This is a genomic window from Microbacterium murale, assembly GCF_014635185.1.
In the GTDB taxonomy this organism is placed as follows: Bacteria; Actinomycetota; Actinomycetes; order Actinomycetales; family Microbacteriaceae; genus Microbacterium; species Microbacterium murale.
The window spans coordinates 296,524-312,225 of record NZ_BMCM01000002.1 but is presented as its reverse complement, the minus strand read 5'-3'; the positions used below and the strand labels follow the sequence as shown (position 1 = coordinate 312,225).

Here is a 15,702-nt window from a genome sequence, read left to right as displayed (position 1 = left end):
ATCTAAAGGAGAATCATGCACTTGTTCGATCGGCCGTCCTCGCCGCAGAGCAGACTCGCCTCCCTCAACATCACTCGCCGCCAGGCGCTCGCCGGCGGCCTGCTGCTCGCCAGCGCGCCGCTGCTCGCTGGCTGCTTCGGCGGCGGGGGCGGCTCAGGCACCGTCTACGGTCAGCCGAGCGGCGACACCCCCAAGCAGTACAAGGACCGCCAGCGAGTCGTGATGTGGAGCCCGTTCACGGCGCACAACGCCGAGATCCTGCAGGCGAACATCGACGCCTTCAACGAGTCGCAGAAGGAGATCTTCTGCGAGGTTCAGATCTTCGAGGGCTACGACAAGGTCGAATCGAAGCTCGCGGCAAGCCTCCAGGCCAAGCAGGTCCCGGATATCTCGGTGATGAGCGACATCGTCTGGAATCGCTTCTATCTGAACGACGCGCTCGAGCCGCTCTCGGGGTACTTCGACGACTCGTTCGGCACGGACTCCTTCCATGAGCAGTTCCTCAAGGAGGGCACGCTCAAGGACAAGATCTGGTGGGTGCCGTTCGGCCGTTCGACGCCGCTGTTCTACTTCAACCGTGACATCTTCGCCGAGGTGGGGCTTCCGGATCGCTCTCCGAAGACGTACTCCGAGTATCGCGAGTGGGGCAAGGCCCTCGCGGGTTACTCGCGCAACGGCACCAAGGTCGCCATGCGCGGCTACACAGGAAATGACGACTGGTACTTCCAGGGCTCGTCCTGGGCCTTCGGCGGCGGCTACTCGGACGGCCTGGACATGATGTTCACATCTGAGGGGACGATCAACGCACTGGAGTTCGATCGCGCGTTCATCCACGACGACAAGTCCGGTTACCTCTCGGCCGATCCCGGTGGTGACTTCATCGCCGGCGCCACCGCCTCGATCACCGAGTCGACGGGGGCGCTGACCGGGATCGCCGCTTCTGCCGAGTTCGAGTTCGGCTGCGGTTTCCTGCCCACCGAGGACGGCACGGGTGTTCCCACCGGCGGTGGCGGCCTGTCGATCCTCGGCTATGCCTCGGACGACCGCAAGAAGGCGGCGTGGGAGGTGCTGAAGTTCCTCTCCTCGGGGGACGCGGCGATCGAATGGACTCTCGGCACGGGATACATGCCGACCACGAAGGCCGCATTGGAGTCGGACAAGGTCAAGGCGAAGGCCGGCGAGAATCCCAACTACCAGGTCGCGATCGACCAGCTCGAGATCGCGAAGGGACCGGACGTGGTGCGTAAATTCGTGCCGGAGGCCGTGCCGGAGATGAAGGGTGCGATTCAAGCCGTGTACTCGGGTAACGCCGACGCCGAGAAGACCCTCAAGACGGTGCAGGCCAACCTCGAGCCCGCGCTCGAGAAGGTCCGTGCCAAGTACGACGCGAAGGTGGGTGCCTGATGGGTCTGCTGATCGTCGGTCATCGCGGAGCGATGGCACACCTGCCCGAGAACAGCCTGGCCTCGTATGCGCTCGCCGAGGAGATCGGCGTCGACGAGATCGAACTGGATGTGCGCCTCAGCAAGGACGAGCAGTTGTTTCTGCTGCACGACGCGACGTTGGACCGCACGGCGGCTGACGACTCGGCACGCAACCTCGGGCCGGTGGCGGAGCTCACGCTCGCCCAGCTGCAGGCGGCCATGCTGGACTCGGGCAGGGGAGTGGTGACGCTCGCTGAGATGTACGACGCGACGCACTCGTTCATCCAGCTCGAGATCAAGGATCCGGCTGTCGTCCCGTATCTCGCCCGCTTCTTCGCGGAGCGCCCCGAGGATGCGGCGCGCACCGTGCTCACCGGATTCGATGCGGATGCTGTGCGGCACGCCGCCGAGGAGATGCCGCACATCGGTCGACAGGTCATCGTGACGGAGATCGCCAAGGCAGAGGAATACGAGGGCGGCCTCTGGGCGCTCCTGGACCATGCGAAGGTGACACGGTTCGCGAGTGGATTCGGCGGACTCACTCCGGAGCTGGTCGAGCAGCTTCACGCCCGCGACGTCGAGGTGCACGTGTGGCCGCTGCGCACACTCGAGCAGACGCGCGAGGCGCTCCATCTCGGCGTCGACGGCGCGACTTCGGATGATCCCGCACAGGCCATCGCATGGCGCGACCAGATCCTCGCGGAAAATGGTGTCGTCGCGAGAAGCTGATCGACGGGAGAAGGCGGGCACCGAGATGCGGTGCCCGCCTTCTACGTGACCGGTTCAGTCGTCATCGTCTCCGTTGGAGACGACCGACTCGACCCCGTCGATCTCCGAGAGTTGGCCGACCAGAGCGGGGAACTCGGAGAGGTCGCCGGTGAAGCGAAGCGTCAGCTCGCGCAGCTTGGAGTCCTCGTCGCTGCTGGCTTCCTCCAAGGCCGAGTGATAGCCCTGCCTGGCCGACATCTCCAGCACCTGCCGCAGGACGTTGTTGCCGCGACGGTAGCGGATCGTGAGTACGGGGTCGGGCACTTCCGGGCTGATGAGCCTTCCGACGAACGTGAGCACCCCGACGGTGAGCAGGTGCAGCACGGTCGCGGCCACAGCGATGACCGGCATCCCCGCACCGCATGCCATTCCGATAGCGGCGGTGACCCAGATGGATGCCGCGGTCGTGAGGCCGCTGACCGCACCTCTGCGCACGAAGATGACACCGGCGCCCAGGAAGCCGATGCCCGACACGATCTGCGCTGCTATGCGCGACGGGTCGAGGATCACCTCCGCCCCCACGACGTTGCTGAACCCGTAGGCAGACACGAGAGTGAACACGGCGGAGCCGAGTCCGACGAGGGTGTGCGTACGCAGACCTGCGCTCTTGAGCTTGCGCTGCCGCTCGACGCCGATGATCGCCGAGAGCACGAATGCGATGGCCAGCAGCGCGATCTCGGTGAGGGTGGTCTCGGAATACAGTTCGATGAGCACGCTCATCTCCTCAGATGAGTCGGATGAGCAGCCGATCACCGCTGCTCTCGACGCGAACGGACTCCAGGGTGTCGATCACGACATGTGCGCAGCGCGCCAGCTGCTCGCGGGTATCGGTGCCGAGGACACCGATCACGAGGCATCCGGCCTCGGTCGCAGATGTGGCTCCTGCCACGGTGTCTTCGAAGGCGACCACGACGCCTGCGTGACCGCGATCGGCAAGGTGCTCGATGCCGCGGAGGAACGGTTCCGCATCCGGCTTGCTCTGCGTGACGTCACCTCCTGTGACCCGGAATGCGGGTGCCGGCAATTCGGTCGCCGCGAGCCTGGCGACCGCCACGGTTCGCGCCGCCGAGGTCACGATGCCCCATCGCCCGTCAGGAAGTGCGTCCAGTAACGACCGGGCGCCAGGGAGAGACCGGAGAGTCTGCCCTGGTCGAGCCTCGATCTCGGCGAGTCTGGCCTCTGCGCGCGCCCGATCGGAGATCGCGAGTCCGGATGCGCGCACAACCGCTCCGGCCGTCTTGCCGTGCATGCTCGCCGACGGCACGGGAATGCCGTGTTCGCCGGCCCAGATGCGCCAGGCGCTCTCGACCGCGGGGATTGAATCGACGATCGTGCCGTCCATGTCGAACAGGGCGCCGTCGATCGCGACCGCATCTCCCTGTTGCAGGGCGGCAGCGAGGTTGGCGAGGCGATTCATACAGCATCCGTTCCTGAAGTGACCGACGTGTCGACGACGTCACCAGGCTATGGTGGAACGCTCATAAGTCGTCGTATGGTGCTCCTATGAGCAAATTGCTTCCTCTGGATCAGCAGGTACTCCACGTCTACGTCGCGCTGCAGAACCTCGCCCACGGGCGCGCGGTGAACGACATCGCCGACGAGATCGGCCGATCCCGGTTCGCGACGGCTCGGATGGTGCGCAGGGCCCGAGAGCTCGGGCTCGTCGAGGTGCGCGCGACCGTCGCCGAGCCGGTCGATGTGGAGCTCTCCACACGACTCGCGCAGCGATTCGGTCTGCAGTCGGCGCTCGTCGTCGCGACGTACTCCACCCACGAACTGAAGGTGCGCGAAGCGATCGCGGCCGTCACCGCTCGAGTCATCGTCGAGACCATTGAGGAGGACGACGTCGTCGGATTCACGCCTGGGCGCACCCTCGTGATGGCATCGAGGTCGATCACTCAGCTCCCCAGCGCCGACGTCGTCCAACTCACCGGCATCGGCTGGCCACGTCTCGAAGACGGCATGGAGGTGATCTCCAACGTCGGGCGCGCAGCCGGGGGAGCGACGTATCCGCTGTACGCGCCCATTCTGATCGCGCCAGAAGCGCGCGTGATCCTGAAGCATCCGACGATCCAGCACACGTTCGGACGCTTCGATCACGTGACGAAGGCCTTTCTCACGATCGGCGGCTGGCCCAGCGCTTCGCTTCTCGCGGATCACCTCATCGAGACCGGTGAGCTGGACGGCTTCGCGGAACAAGGCGTCATCGCCGAGTACGGCACGTCGCTGCTGGACGCGGACGGCCGCACAGTGCCCGGCCTTGGCGATCGCTTCGTCGGTATTGCGGAGGAGCAGCTGCGTGACATCGGTCTGAAGGTCGCGATCGGCGGTGGCGAGGGCAAAGAACGTGCGGTCAGCGCGGTGCTGCGCTCCGGAATGGCGGACGTCATCGTCACCGACGTGCGCTCCGCACAGTTCGCACTTCAGGACTGACCGGGCATGTGAACGATGGATGCCGCGCACTAGACTGACCATGGATCGACGACGCTCCACCACAACACCCTTTCCCTGAGCAAGGAGCACATACGTGGCACTCATCGAGGCTGTAGGCGCACGCGAGATTCTGGATTCACGCGGCAACCCGACCGTCGAGGTGGAGGTGCTCCTCGACGACGGGATCGTCCAGCGCGCGGCCGTCCCCTCCGGCGCATCCACCGGCGCATTCGAAGCGTACGAACTGCGTGACGGCGACAAGAGCCGCTACGGCGGCAAGGGCGTGCTGAAGGCCGTCGACGCCATCATCGACGAGCTCGGCCCGGCACTCGAGGGCGTCGAGGCGAGCGAGCAGCGCATCGTCGACGAGATCCTCAACGAGACCGACGGCACCGAGAACAAGCAGCGCACGGGCGCGAACGCCATCCTCGGCGTCAGCCTCGCCGTGGCCAAGGCAGCCGCAGACAGCGCAGACCTGCCGCTGTTCCGCTACCTCGGCGGCGCGAACGCGCACGTCCTGCCGGTCCCGCTGTTCAACGTCATCAACGGTGGCTCGCACGCCGACAACGGCATCGACATGCAGGAGTTCTTCCTCGCGCCGATCGGTGCGGAGACCTACAGCGAAGCACTGCGCTGGGGCGTCGAGACCTACCACGTCCTCAAGGGCGAGCTCAAGGCCGCCGGATTCGCGACAGGCCTCGGCGACGAGGGCGGCTTCGCCCCCGACCTGCCCAGCAACCGCGACGGACTCGAGTTCCTGATCAAGGCCATCGAGAAGGCCGGGTTCACTCCAGGCACCGACATCGCCCTGGGCCTGGATGCCGCCGCCACCGAGTTCTTCAAGGATGGCGTCTACCGCCTCGACAACAAGGACTGGGACGCCGCAGCGCTCACCGAGTACTACGTCGGCCTCGTGAACGACTTCCCGATCATCACGATCGAGGACGGCCTCGCCGAGGACGACTGGGACGGCTGGAAGGCACTCACCGATGCACTCGGTGCAAAGGTGCAGCTCGTCGGCGACGACCTGTTCGTCACCAACCCGACACGCCTCGCCGAAGGCATCAAGCGCGGAGTCGCCAACTCGCTCCTCGTCAAGGTCAACCAGATCGGCACGCTCACCGAGACGTTCGACGCGGTCAGCCTCGCGCAGCGCTCGGGATACACGGCGATGCTCTCGCACCGCTCCGGCGAGACCGAGGACACCACGATCGCTGACCTCGTGGTCGCGACGAACTCCGGTCAGATCAAGGCTGGTGCGCCTGCTCGCAGCGAGCGTGTCGCGAAGTACAATCAGCTTCTGCGCATCGAAGAAGAGCTCGGCGACGCCGCGATGTTCGCGGGTCGCTCCGCGTTCCCGCGTCTGCAGGGCTGAGCGCCTGAGGGCTGAGCGCGACTGAGACAGAATCACGGAAGGGGGAGTCATGGCGAGACGTCCGACTCCCCCTTCCGCATCCCGTCCGAGTGCGCAACCGCCGTCGCGCACTGCTGAATCGGCCAAGACGCGTGCGGCGAAGTCCGGCGCCGCGAAGCCGCGCTCGTCCCGCGCCGCGACCCGAGAGGTAGACGTGCGGGAGTGGGCCTCCGGCATCCGCCTGTCCGGCTTCATGGTCATCATGCTCTCGCTCGTCGTGCTCGGCGCGTGGGTCCTGGTCCCGACCCTCGGCACGTTCATCGATCAGCGGCAGAAGATCGCCGCGCTCGAGGCGTCGGTGCAGGTGAGCGCCGACGAGATCGAGGCGCTCGAGCAGGAGCAGGAGCGCTGGGAAGACCCGGCCTACATCACCACGCAGGCTCGCGAGCGGCTCTACTACGTCAAGCCGGGCGAGGTCGTCTACCTCGTCGACAACGACATCGACCCCGCATCGCTCCCGCAGGAGCAGACGCCCGTGAGCGATGAGCTGAAGAAGACGCCCGCCGACTGGATGCCGCAGCTGCTGCGCACCATCGCCGGAGCGGGGCTCGCCCAGAACGCGAGCGCCGGCGGATAGGCCAGCAGTGAGCGATTCCCCAGGATCCCCTGCCTTAAGCTGAAGGCGTGACGACCCCGCCCTTCGCCCCGCCCACCACTGCCGAGATCGACGTCGTGTCCGCGCAGCTGGGTCGTTCGGCGCGCGGGGTCGTCGGCATCGCGGCGCGGTGCGTCTGCGGGAATCCGACCGTCGTGGCGACCAGTCCTCGTCTGCCGGACGGATCGCCGTTCCCCACGTTCTACTACCTCACGCATCCCGCGGCGACCGCCGCGATGTCGACGCTCGAGGCGACCCAGGTGATGCCGGAACTCGCGTCTCTTCTCGATGAGGACGAGGACGTCTCGGCGGCGTATCAGGCCGCGCACGAGGCGTACATCGCCGATCGCGCGCATTTCGGCGACGTGCCTGAGATCGACGGGATCTCTGCCGGCGGCATGCCCGTCCGCGTGAAATGCCTGCACGCGCTGGCCGGTCACGCGCTGGCCGCCGGACCCGGAGTCAATCCGATCGGCGACGCCGCGCTCGCGCGATCGTCCTGGTCGCCGCAGCGCTGCGAATGCGAGAAGCCCGGAGCCGCGACCGCATGAGGCTGAAGGCGATGCTGCGCAGCACCGTCGCGGTCGCGGCGGTGGCGGCATCCGTTCTGCTCACCGGAGCCACGACCACACCGACGCCGACGCCAGGACCCGTCCCCGACGACCCGACCGATCCGGTGCGCGCATCGGAGTACTGGCTCGACGGTGCCGGCATCCGCGACGCATGGAAGACCACGCGCGGTGAAGGCGTGACGATCGCGATCATCGACACCGGCATCGGCAAGGTGCCGTCGGTGTTCGGCGACGCCGTCGTCGACGGCACCGATGTCTCGGGCAGCGGCACGCCAGACGGACGCACGCCCGTCGGAGCCGTCGACGGCGACCACGGCTCGTGGGTGGCGTCGCTTGCCGCCGGTCGGGGCAAGGCCGACGGCACGGGCATGATCGGCGTGGCGCCGGAGGCGAAGCTGCTGTCGGTCTCGGTCGGCTTCGGCGCCGCCGCAGCCGTGCCGTTCGTCGAGCAGGTCGCCGACGGCGTCCGCTGGGCGGTCGATCACGGCGCCGACATCATTAACATGTCGTTCACGACGAACACGCTCGACTGGGACAAGAGCTGGGATGACGCGTTCCTGTACGCGTACGAGCACGATGTCGTCGTCGTCGTCGCGGCGGGCAACCGGGGCAGCGGCACCGATGTCATCGGCGCACCGGCGACGATCCCCGGCGTGCTCACCGTCGGAGGCGTCGACCAGACCGGCACGGCGAGCGTGGAAGCATCCACGCAGGGGATCACGATCGGCATCTCGGCGCCGAGTGAAGGATTGCTCGGGGTCTCGGCGGATGGCGAACTGAGCCTGTGGCGCGGTACCAGCGGTGCATCGCCCATCGTGGCGGGCGTGGCGGCACTGATCCGGTCCGCCCATCCGGATCTGGATGCCGCGAATGTGATCAATCGCATCATCAAGACCGCGTTGCCCGTCCCCGGGGTGACTGATCTGCCCGATCCGCTCTACGGATACGGACTTCTGAACGCGTCCGCGGCGGTGACGTCATCCGTTCCGATCGTCGATGCGAATCCGATGGGCGATCTCGCCGAGTGGGTGCGTCTTTACCGCCGTGCGGACGCTGAGCCCCTCCCTGAGCCCGAGATCACGCCCGTGCAGATCGACCCGCTGCCCGCAGCCGATCCGCCGACCGAGCCCGGATCTCCGCTGCTTCCGAGCGCGGATTCACTGCGCTACGGCACGCTTCCGCTCATCGCACTCACTGTGCCTGGTATTCTTATCGCGCTAGGCGTCACCGCTGCTGCCCGGCGCATCCGATCGGCGCGCAAGCAAAGCACGCCAGCACCCTGACTAGGAGTTGTCCCTCTGTGCCTGAGAACAGCACTGTGCCCAAGATTCTGATCGTCGGCGGCGGCTACGCGGGCTTCTATACGGCCTGGAAGCTCGAGAAGCATCTTCGAAAGCACGAAGCCGACGTGACCATGGTCGACCCGCTGCCGTACATGACGTACCAGCCGTTCCTCCCAGAGGTCGCGGCCGGTTCGATCGAGGCACGGCACGCTGTCGTCGCGCATCGTCGTCACCTTAAGCGAACGCATGTCGTCACTGCGAAGGTGACCGGCATCAATCACGCGAACAAGGTCGCGACCATCACGCCGCCGGTCGGTGAGCCGTACGAGCTCGAGTACGACCAGATCGTCGTCACCGCCGGCGCAGTCTCGCGGACCTTCCCGATCCCCGGCATCGCCGACAACGCGATCGGGCTCAAGACGATCGAAGAGGCCGTCGCCGTGCGCGACAAGCTGATGTCGAACTTCGACAAGGCCGCTTCGCTGCCGGCCGGTCCCGAGCGCGACCGCCTGCTGACCACTGTCGTCGTCGGCGGTGGCTTCGCCGGCATCGAGGTGTTCGCCGAGCTGCGCTCGCTGGCATCGTCGCTGCTGTCGAAGTACCCGCAGTTGCGCTTCGAGGACACCCACTTCCACCTCATCGAGGCGATGGGCCGCATCATGCCCGAGGTCTCGCTGAAGACGAGCGAATGGGTTCTGAAGGATCTCGCCAAGCGCGGGGCCAACGTGCACCTCGACACGCAGGTGCAGGGCGCCATCGACGGCAACGTCGCGATCTCCACCGGCGAGGTCATCCCGACCGACCTCATCGTCTGGACCGCCGGTGTCATGGCGAACCCCACGGTCGTGCGAGGCGGCGATCTTCCGGTCGAGGAGCGCGGTCGCATCCAGACCCGTGCCGACCTGCGCGTCGGCACGCCCGAGGAGTTCGTCGAGGGCGCGTGGGCTGCCGGTGACGTCTCGGCCGTCCCCGATCTCTCCGGTGGCGGCGTCGGCGGCAACTGCGTGCCGAACGCCCAGCACGCGGTGCGTCAGGCGAAGCTGCTCGCGAAGAACCTGGTCGCCGTCCTCCGCGGCGAGGAGACCAAGGACTACTTCCACAAGAACCTCGGCGCGGTCGCCGGTCTCGGCCTCTACAACGGTGTCTTCCAGTCTGGGAACCTCGCTCTCAAGGGTTTCGTCGCCTGGATCGCGCACCGTGGGTACCACGGGCTCGCGATGCCGACGTGGGAGCGCAAGTGGCGCGTGCTGTGGGACTGGTGGAACAACCTGTGGCTGGGCCGCGACCTCGTGAACCTCGAGGCCGTGCAGAACCCTCGTTACGTCTTCGAAGAGTTCGCCGCTCGTCCGCGTCCCGCGGCGGATGCTGCCGTTGCAGCGCCTGCGAAGCCCGCTGCTGCAAAGCCCGCTGCTGCAAAGCCCGCTGCTGCGAAGCCGGCCGCTGCCACGCCGGCTGCGAAGCCCGCCGCGGCGGAGCCCACTGACGACGAGACTGAGAAAGCGGCTCCTGCGAAGAAGCCCGCTGCGAAGAAGCCCGCCACGACCAAGGCGTCAGCGAAGTAAGAGGCGACTCCCGCTTCATCACCGGCCCATGCCGCACATCACGTCGCGGCATGGGCCGGTTGCGTTTCATCCCGGATGCGGCGGTTGCTCCCCGCCGCACACGGGCGTCGCGACCTGAGTTGCTGAGAGTGCCCCCACTGGGACTCGAACCCAGACTGAAGCGATTTTAAGTCGCCTGCCTCTGCCATTGGGCTATGGGGGCGTGCATTCACAGCCTAGCTTCGCGGTGGTCGGCGAGCCGACGTCGTAGGGTGGGGGAGTGCTCGACCTCACCGCTGACCTGAGCCGTACAGCCGCCCCCTCACGCGACTGGGACAACCCGGCGCTCTGGTGGCCGCGTTTGTCGGATGCCACCTCGCACCTCGCGGCGCCCGTCGCCGTGATCGATGTCGATGCGCTGCGTCACAACGCAATGGATCTGCTGGTGCGCGCCGGCGGCATCCCGATCCGCGTCGCCTCGAAATCGGTGCGCGTGCGGGCCGTGCTCGACGCCGTGCTGCGCATCCCCGGGTATCGCGGCATCCTCTCCTTCTCGCTCGCCGAAGCGCTCTGGCTCGCCGAGACGCACGACGACATCGTGCTCGGCTATCCGACCGTCGACCGGGCAGGCCTCGAGAGGCTGGTGCACGACGAGGTCGCCGCATCCCGCATCACCCTGATGGTCGACGACATCGCTCATCTCGACCTGATCGACGCCGTCGCGCCGCCCGATCGGCGCGAGACGATCAGGGTGGCCATCGATGCCGACGCGTCATGGCGCTCTGCAGCACTCGGGCACATCGGCGTGCGCCGTTCGCCGCTGTTCACAGCCGCCGACGTCGCCGGATTCGCGCGCACGATCACGCGCCGACCCGGGTTCCGGCTGGTCGGGCTGCAGATGTACGAGGCGCAGATCGCGGGTCAGGGCGACAACGGCTCGGACGCGCCGGTGATCCGCATGGTGCAGGCGCGGTCGCGGGCCGAGCTGCGCAGGCGCCGCGCCGAGATCGCGGATGCTCTCACCGATGTCGCGCCGCTGGAGTTCCTCAACGGCGGAGGCACGGGGTCGCTGGAGTTCACCGGCAGTGACGAGTCCGTCACCGAGGCATCGGCGGGCAGTGGTCTGCTCGGTGGGCACCTGTTCGACGGCTACCGTTCCTTCCGCCCCGCACCTGCCAGCGCGTTCGCCTTCGATGTCGTGCGACGGCCGGCGGATGACATCGCCACGGTGCTCGGTGGGGGATGGATCGCGTCGGGTCCCGCACTCGGCTCGCGTCAGCCCCGTGCGGTATGGCCACAAGGGCTGCGAACGATGCCGCGCGAAGCCGCCGGTGAGGTGCAGACGCCGTTGCAGGGCGACGCGGCGCGGACGCTCGACATCGGCGACCGGGTGTGGTTCCGCCATGCGAAGAGCGGCGAGCCCGCCGAGCGCATCGACGCGTATCACCTGGTCGCCGGCACCGAGGTGATCGACGAGCTGCCCACGTATCGCGGCGAGGGCAAGGCGTTCCTGTGACGCGTCCCGGCGGCACGTGGCAGAACTGGGCGCGCTCGGCGAGGGTGAGGCCGACCAGCGTCGAGCGCCCGCGCACGCCGGAGGGCGTGCAGCGCGCCGTGCAGGCGGCTGCCGCCCACAACCTTCAGATCAAGGCCGTCGGCGCCGGTCACAGCTTCACCGGTATCGCGGTGGCTCCCGGGGTTCTTCTCGAACTCGATGACATGCAAGGGCTGGTGTCGGTCGACCCAGACCGCGCACGAGTGACACTGCTCGCAGGCACCCGGCTGCACCGCATCCCCCGCCTGCTCGCTCCCCACGGGCTCGCCATGGAGAACCTCGGCGACATCGACCGCCAATCGATCTCCGGTGCGATCTCCTCCGGCACCCACGGGACGGGTGCGCGTTTCGGCGGACTCGCGGCGCAGGTCGTCGGCGTGACCCTGATCACCGCGCAGGGAGAGTTCCTCCGGGTGAGCGACGCCGAGAACGCCGAGATGCTGCCGGCCGTCGCGCTGGGGCTCGGCGCACTCGGCATCCTCGTCGACGTCACGCTGCAGTGCGTCCCCGCCTTCGTCATGCACGCCGTCGACGAGCCGGTGTCGCTCGATGACGTGCTGGAGACGCTCGACGAGCGGGTCTCAGCGTCGGATCATTTCGAGTTCTACTGGTTCCCGCACACCGACGTGGCACTCACGAAGAGCCAGACCCGGCTGCCGGAGTCGACCCCGCGCAAACCGCTGCCGCCTGTCGGCAGGTGGATCGACGAGACCCTGCTCTCCAACGGCGTGTACCGGATGGTGTGCGCCGCAGGACAGGTGCTTCCGGCCATCACGCCGCCGTTCAATCGCCTCGCCGTGAAGCTCACCGGAGACCGCGAGTACACCGACCTGTCGCATCGGGTGCTCACACAGCGCCGCAACGTGCGGTTCCGGGAGATGGAGTACGCGCTGCCCGCGGAGAACGTCCTGCCGGCCTTCCAGGCGATTCGCACGCTCGTCGCCGAGCGCGGCTGGAAGATCGAGTTCCCGGTGGAGGTGCGCTTCGCCGCGGCGGATGACCGCTGGCTGTCCACGGCGTACGACCGTGCGAGCGGGTACATCGCCGTGCATCGATACTGGCGCGCCGATCCGACGGCCTACTTCGAGGCCGTCGAACGCATCTGCCTCGAACACGGGGGACGCCCGCACTGGGGAAAGCTCCACACTCTGAACGCACAGCAGCTGCGGGAGCGCTATCCGCGGTTCGACGACTTCCGAGCGGTGCGCGACCGGCTGGATCCCGACCGCCGGTTCGCGAATCGTTATCTTGACCGAGTGCTCGGAGAGTGACGAGTCGCCCAGTTCACGCGCAGGCACCGTGGTTAGTATGAGTAAAACTCATGAAGGGGGTCATGTGCCATGGAATGGCTCATTCCAGTTCTGATTGTCGTCGCGGTAGTGGTGCTCATCGGCATCTACTTCTGGGCGACCTACAACTCCCTCGTGCAATTGAACGTTCGCGTCGACGAGGCGTGGAGCGGCATCACCGTGCAGCTCAAGAGACGTGCCGATCTGATTCCCAATCTCATCGAGACCGTCAAGGGGTACGCCTCGCATGAGAAGGCCGTGTTCGAGAACGTCACCCGCGCCCGTGCTGAGACGCTTTCCGCGACGAGCCCGGGTGAGGCCGGAATCGCCGAGGGCCACCTGCAGCAGGCGTTGAAGAGCCTGTTCGCGGTCGCTGAGGCGTATCCGCAGCTGCAGGCGAGCCAGAACTTCCTTCAGGTGCAGCATGCCCTCGTCGACACCGAGGACAAGATCCAGGCGGCCCGCCGCTTCTACAACGGTGGTGTGCGCGAGCTGAACACGAAGATCAAGGTCTTCCCGAACAACCTGTTCGCCCGTGGACTCGGCTTCACGGAGCGGGAGTTCTTCGAGGTCGCCGACAACGCGGCGATCTCAGAGCCGCCACGCGTGCAGTTCTGACACGGTTCGAAACACCGCCCATTCACCACACGCTCAGCACGATGTCGTCGGCGGTGAAGGTCACGTCACCGCGCACGCTCCAGTCCGTCGATCGATAGCTGAGCGTCTTCGCGGATCCGTCGAACGCGGTTCCCGTCACCGTCGCGACGAGCACCCCGCCGTCGGCCTGGAACGCGGACGCGGTGAGCGAGACGACGGGTGCCTGTTCGATGCGGTAGCGGATCTCGCTGACGGCCGAGAAATCGGCCGCCCAGGGGATCGCGATGCCGCAGGACGAAGGCGCTGCCGCGGCCGGTTTCGTGCAGGTCTCGAGGTAGTCGTCGAGCTGGGCCTGCGCGGCGTCCGCGGCCTCGGGGCGAAGGATCGCGTCGATCTCGACCTCTTGCGTTCTGCCGGGAAGCACCTCGATCGTCGCGCTGCCGTCGAGGAACTCCACCGGTGCCGCGTTCACGTCGTACACCGCGGGCAGCAGAGAAGCCCTGTCCGGCGGCATCGCGGTGTCGACGATCGTGATCGGAACAGTGAACTGCGCCGAGCCGAGCGCTGAGGCCGCATTCGGCACCCAGCGCCCGTCACGCTGGGACAAGGTCAAGGTGCTCTCGTGCCGCGCGCCGGCGAGTTCGAATGAGACCACGACGGTCGCAGTGCTGCCATCTGTCGTTGAAGACTCGACCGCGCCATCGCTGAGGCGATCGCCCGCGTCCGCGAACGCGGATGCCGTCGTCTCGGGGACATCGAGGCCGGTCGCAGCCACCGCTGCCACGTCGCCATCGGCCAGTGCCCGCAGATATGCGAGTGCCTGATCTTCAGGACTGCCGCGCGGGATGAGGAACCACACGATCGCGGCCGCGATCAGCGCGACGGTCACGATCGAACCGCCCAGGATCCACGGCACTCGCCGCCGCATGGCCCGCGTACTCAAGCTGTGCGCCGCCTCACGCCGATTCCTGACGTGCGTGCACGTGGCGCAGCACCCCGCCGCGCTCGACGTGCAGGGCGCCAGCCACGGCATCCGCGGCATCGCCCCAACCCGAGACCGAGATGTTCTCCAATCCCTGCCAGGTCGCTGCGAGTGCGAGTTCGCGCGCGATCGACTCGGCGTCTTCTGCGCGCGACTGCGGTTCCCACCATGCGGACTGCACCTGAAGGGTCGACGTCGCCCTGTCCGACTTCAGATCGACGCGCGCGACGATGCGGTCTCCGACCAGTACGGGCAGCGAGTAGTAGCCGTAGCGTCGTTTGTGCGCCGGCACATAGATCTCGATGCGGTAGTCGAGGTCGAACACGCGAAGCGCGCGCTCGCGGAACCAGACCACCGGGTCGAACGGGGTGAGGATCGCCGCCGCATCGATCCGGCGGGGGAGCACCGAATCACGATGCAGCCAGGCGGGCACCGGGCGTCCGCCGCGCTCCCAGCCGCGCACCTGTACCGGCTGCAGATCTCCGTTGTCGACGAGATCGTCGATCGCCTGCCGGATGGTCGTGCGATCGCGGATGCGATAGTAATCGGCGAGGTCGGATTCGGTCGCGACTCCCGAGGAGCGGGCGGCGCGGCGGACGAGTTCACGGATGCCGTCCTCACGCGGCACGACGCGCTCGCGGACTTCGGAGGGGATCACCTGCTCTTCCAGCGCATAGTGCCGCTCGAATCCGCGGCGACCGCTGATGGCGACATCGCCTGTGCGCCACAGGTGCTCGAGGGCGAGCTTCACGTCGTCCCAATCCCACCAGGTGCCGCGCTCGCGCGGCGCATCGGCCCGCAACTGCGCCGGGCGCAGCGGGCCCCGAGTGCGCAGTTCGTCCTTCACCCATGAGATCGTGCGGGTGTTCTGGCTCAGCCACGACTGCGGATCGGACGCCCAGCGCGTGCGGAACGCCTCCATACGGAAGCGCCACAGCGACCAGTCCTCGACCGGCACGAACGTGGCCTCGTGCGCGAGGTATTCCACGTAGTGCGTGGTGCGGGAGAGGAAGACGCGATCCAGCAGCGCCGGATCGTACGAGCCCAGTCGGGAGAAGAGAGGGAGGTAGTGACTGCGCGCGAAGACGTTCACTGAATCGATCTGCAGCACACCCAACCGCTGCATAGTGCTGTGCACGTGACGGGCGGAGACCGTGGCCGTCGGGCGACGTCGGGTGAACCCCTGGGCGGCCAGGGCTATGCGGCGAGCCTGCGCGGCACTGAGGGTCTCGGTCACGTCGTCAGCGTA

At 67.3% G+C, this 15,702-nt stretch carries 15 protein-coding genes and 1 tRNA gene; 11 read left to right on the top strand and 5 right to left on the bottom strand.

Annotated elements, in window-relative coordinates; genetic code table 11:
* Window positions 1-15 precede the first annotated feature (15 nt).
* Both IEV67_RS07935 and IEV67_RS07930 read left to right on the top strand, forming a co-directional pair.
* A complete protein-coding gene (locus IEV67_RS07935; RefSeq protein WP_188436037.1) occupies window positions 16-1,404 on the top strand; it encodes an ABC transporter substrate-binding protein in 1,389 nt (462 codons plus the stop codon).
* Window positions 1,404-2,153, top strand: a complete 750-nt coding sequence (locus tag IEV67_RS07930) for a glycerophosphodiester phosphodiesterase (protein ID WP_188436036.1) — start codon at window positions 1,404-1,406, stop codon at window positions 2,151-2,153. Before IEV67_RS07935 ends, IEV67_RS07930 begins: the two co-directional genes overlap by 1 nt.
* Window positions 2,154-2,207: 54 nt before the next feature.
* On the opposite strand, the gene IEV67_RS07925 is transcribed toward IEV67_RS07930, so the two are convergent.
* Together IEV67_RS07925 and IEV67_RS07920 are read right to left on the bottom strand one after the other, a co-directional pair.
* On the bottom strand, window positions 2,208-2,912 hold the full coding sequence (locus tag IEV67_RS07925; protein WP_188436035.1) for an MgtC/SapB family protein: 705 nt from the start codon (window positions 2,910-2,912) through the stop codon (window positions 2,208-2,210).
* A 4-nt stretch (window positions 2,913-2,916) separates the two neighbouring features.
* Entirely contained in the window at window positions 2,917-3,609 is a 693-nt protein-coding gene (locus IEV67_RS07920; RefSeq protein ID WP_188436034.1) for an HAD-IA family hydrolase, read from the bottom strand.
* An 86-nt stretch (window positions 3,610-3,695) separates the two neighbouring features.
* Here IEV67_RS07920 and IEV67_RS07915 point away from each other — a divergent pair, with 86 nt between their 5' ends.
* From IEV67_RS07915 to IEV67_RS07890, 6 genes are all read left to right on the top strand, one after another.
* Complete coding sequence (locus IEV67_RS07915; RefSeq protein WP_188436033.1) at window positions 3,696-4,625, top strand: sugar-binding transcriptional regulator; 930 nt, start codon at window positions 3,696-3,698, stop codon at window positions 4,623-4,625.
* Between the two features lie 94 nt (window positions 4,626-4,719).
* Window positions 4,720-6,000, top strand: coding sequence for a phosphopyruvate hydratase (gene eno, locus IEV67_RS07910; RefSeq protein WP_188436032.1), 1,281 nt, complete (start codon window positions 4,720-4,722; stop codon window positions 5,998-6,000).
* Between the two features lie 49 nt (window positions 6,001-6,049).
* Window positions 6,050-6,616: an FtsB family cell division protein gene (locus IEV67_RS07905; RefSeq protein ID WP_188436031.1), complete on the top strand. Its 567-nt coding sequence runs from the start codon at window positions 6,050-6,052 to the stop codon at window positions 6,614-6,616.
* A 47-nt stretch (window positions 6,617-6,663) separates the two neighbouring features.
* The gene (locus tag IEV67_RS07900; protein ID WP_188436030.1) at window positions 6,664-7,185 is read left to right on the top strand and encodes a DUF501 domain-containing protein; all 522 of its coding nucleotides are present in this window, start codon (window positions 6,664-6,666) and stop codon (window positions 7,183-7,185) included.
* An 11-nt stretch (window positions 7,186-7,196) separates the two neighbouring features.
* Window positions 7,197-8,489 (top strand): S8 family serine peptidase, encoded by a 1,293-nt coding sequence (locus IEV67_RS07895; RefSeq protein WP_229702904.1) that lies wholly within the window; start codon window positions 7,197-7,199, stop codon window positions 8,487-8,489.
* A 35-nt stretch (window positions 8,490-8,524) separates the two neighbouring features.
* Window positions 8,525-10,051: an NAD(P)/FAD-dependent oxidoreductase gene (locus tag IEV67_RS07890; RefSeq protein ID WP_229702902.1), complete on the top strand. Its 1,527-nt coding sequence runs from the start codon at window positions 8,525-8,527 to the stop codon at window positions 10,049-10,051.
* Between the two features lie 129 nt (window positions 10,052-10,180).
* On the opposite strand, the gene IEV67_RS07885 is transcribed toward IEV67_RS07890, so the two are convergent.
* A tRNA-Leu gene (locus IEV67_RS07885) sits at window positions 10,181-10,253 on the bottom strand.
* Between the two features lie 57 nt (window positions 10,254-10,310).
* On the opposite strand from IEV67_RS07885, the gene IEV67_RS07880 reads away from it, so the two are divergent.
* From IEV67_RS07880 to IEV67_RS07870, 3 genes are all read left to right on the top strand, one after another.
* Window positions 10,311-11,546, top strand: coding sequence for an alanine racemase (locus IEV67_RS07880; RefSeq protein ID WP_188436028.1), 1,236 nt, complete (start codon window positions 10,311-10,313; stop codon window positions 11,544-11,546).
* Window positions 11,543-12,856 carry a D-arabinono-1,4-lactone oxidase gene (locus tag IEV67_RS07875; protein WP_188436027.1) on the top strand — a complete coding sequence of 438 codons (1,314 nt, stop codon included), beginning with the start codon at window positions 11,543-11,545 and terminating at the stop codon, window positions 12,854-12,856. The genes IEV67_RS07880 and IEV67_RS07875 overlap by 4 nt, the downstream gene beginning before the upstream one ends.
* 69 nt (window positions 12,857-12,925) lie before the next feature.
* Window positions 12,926-13,492, top strand: coding sequence for a LemA family protein (locus tag IEV67_RS07870; RefSeq protein WP_033104860.1), 567 nt, complete (start codon window positions 12,926-12,928; stop codon window positions 13,490-13,492).
* Between the two features lie 22 nt (window positions 13,493-13,514).
* On the opposite strand, the gene IEV67_RS07865 is transcribed toward IEV67_RS07870, so the two are convergent.
* On the bottom strand, window positions 13,515-14,414 hold the full coding sequence (locus IEV67_RS07865; protein WP_188436026.1) for a hypothetical protein: 900 nt from the start codon (window positions 14,412-14,414) through the stop codon (window positions 13,515-13,517).
* A 13-nt stretch (window positions 14,415-14,427) separates the two neighbouring features.
* A complete protein-coding gene (locus tag IEV67_RS07860) occupies window positions 14,428-15,690 on the bottom strand; it encodes a winged helix-turn-helix domain-containing protein (RefSeq protein ID WP_188436025.1) in 1,263 nt (420 codons plus the stop codon).
* Between the last annotated feature and the right edge of the window lie 12 nt (window positions 15,691-15,702).

Coding starts and splice junctions, on each gene's coding strand:
- IEV67_RS07915 (WP_188436033.1), top strand. CDS start 3,696: ATGAGCAAATTGCTTCCTCTGGATCAGCAGGTACTCCACGTCTACGTC.
- IEV67_RS07870 (WP_033104860.1), top strand. CDS start 12,926: ATGGAATGGCTCATTCCAGTTCTGATTGTCGTCGCGGTAGTGGTGCTC.
- IEV67_RS07905 (WP_188436031.1), top strand. CDS start 6,050: ATGGCGAGACGTCCGACTCCCCCTTCCGCATCCCGTCCGAGTGCGCAA.
- IEV67_RS07935 (WP_188436037.1), top strand. CDS start 16: ATGCACTTGTTCGATCGGCCGTCCTCGCCGCAGAGCAGACTCGCCTCC.
- IEV67_RS07920 (WP_188436034.1), bottom strand. CDS start 3,609: ATGAATCGCCTCGCCAACCTCGCTGCCGCCCTGCAACAGGGAGATGCG.
- IEV67_RS07895 (WP_229702904.1), top strand. CDS start 7,197: ATGCTGCGCAGCACCGTCGCGGTCGCGGCGGTGGCGGCATCCGTTCTG.
- IEV67_RS07930 (WP_188436036.1), top strand. CDS start 1,404: ATGGGTCTGCTGATCGTCGGTCATCGCGGAGCGATGGCACACCTGCCC.
- IEV67_RS07925 (WP_188436035.1), bottom strand. CDS start 2,912: ATGAGCGTGCTCATCGAACTGTATTCCGAGACCACCCTCACCGAGATC.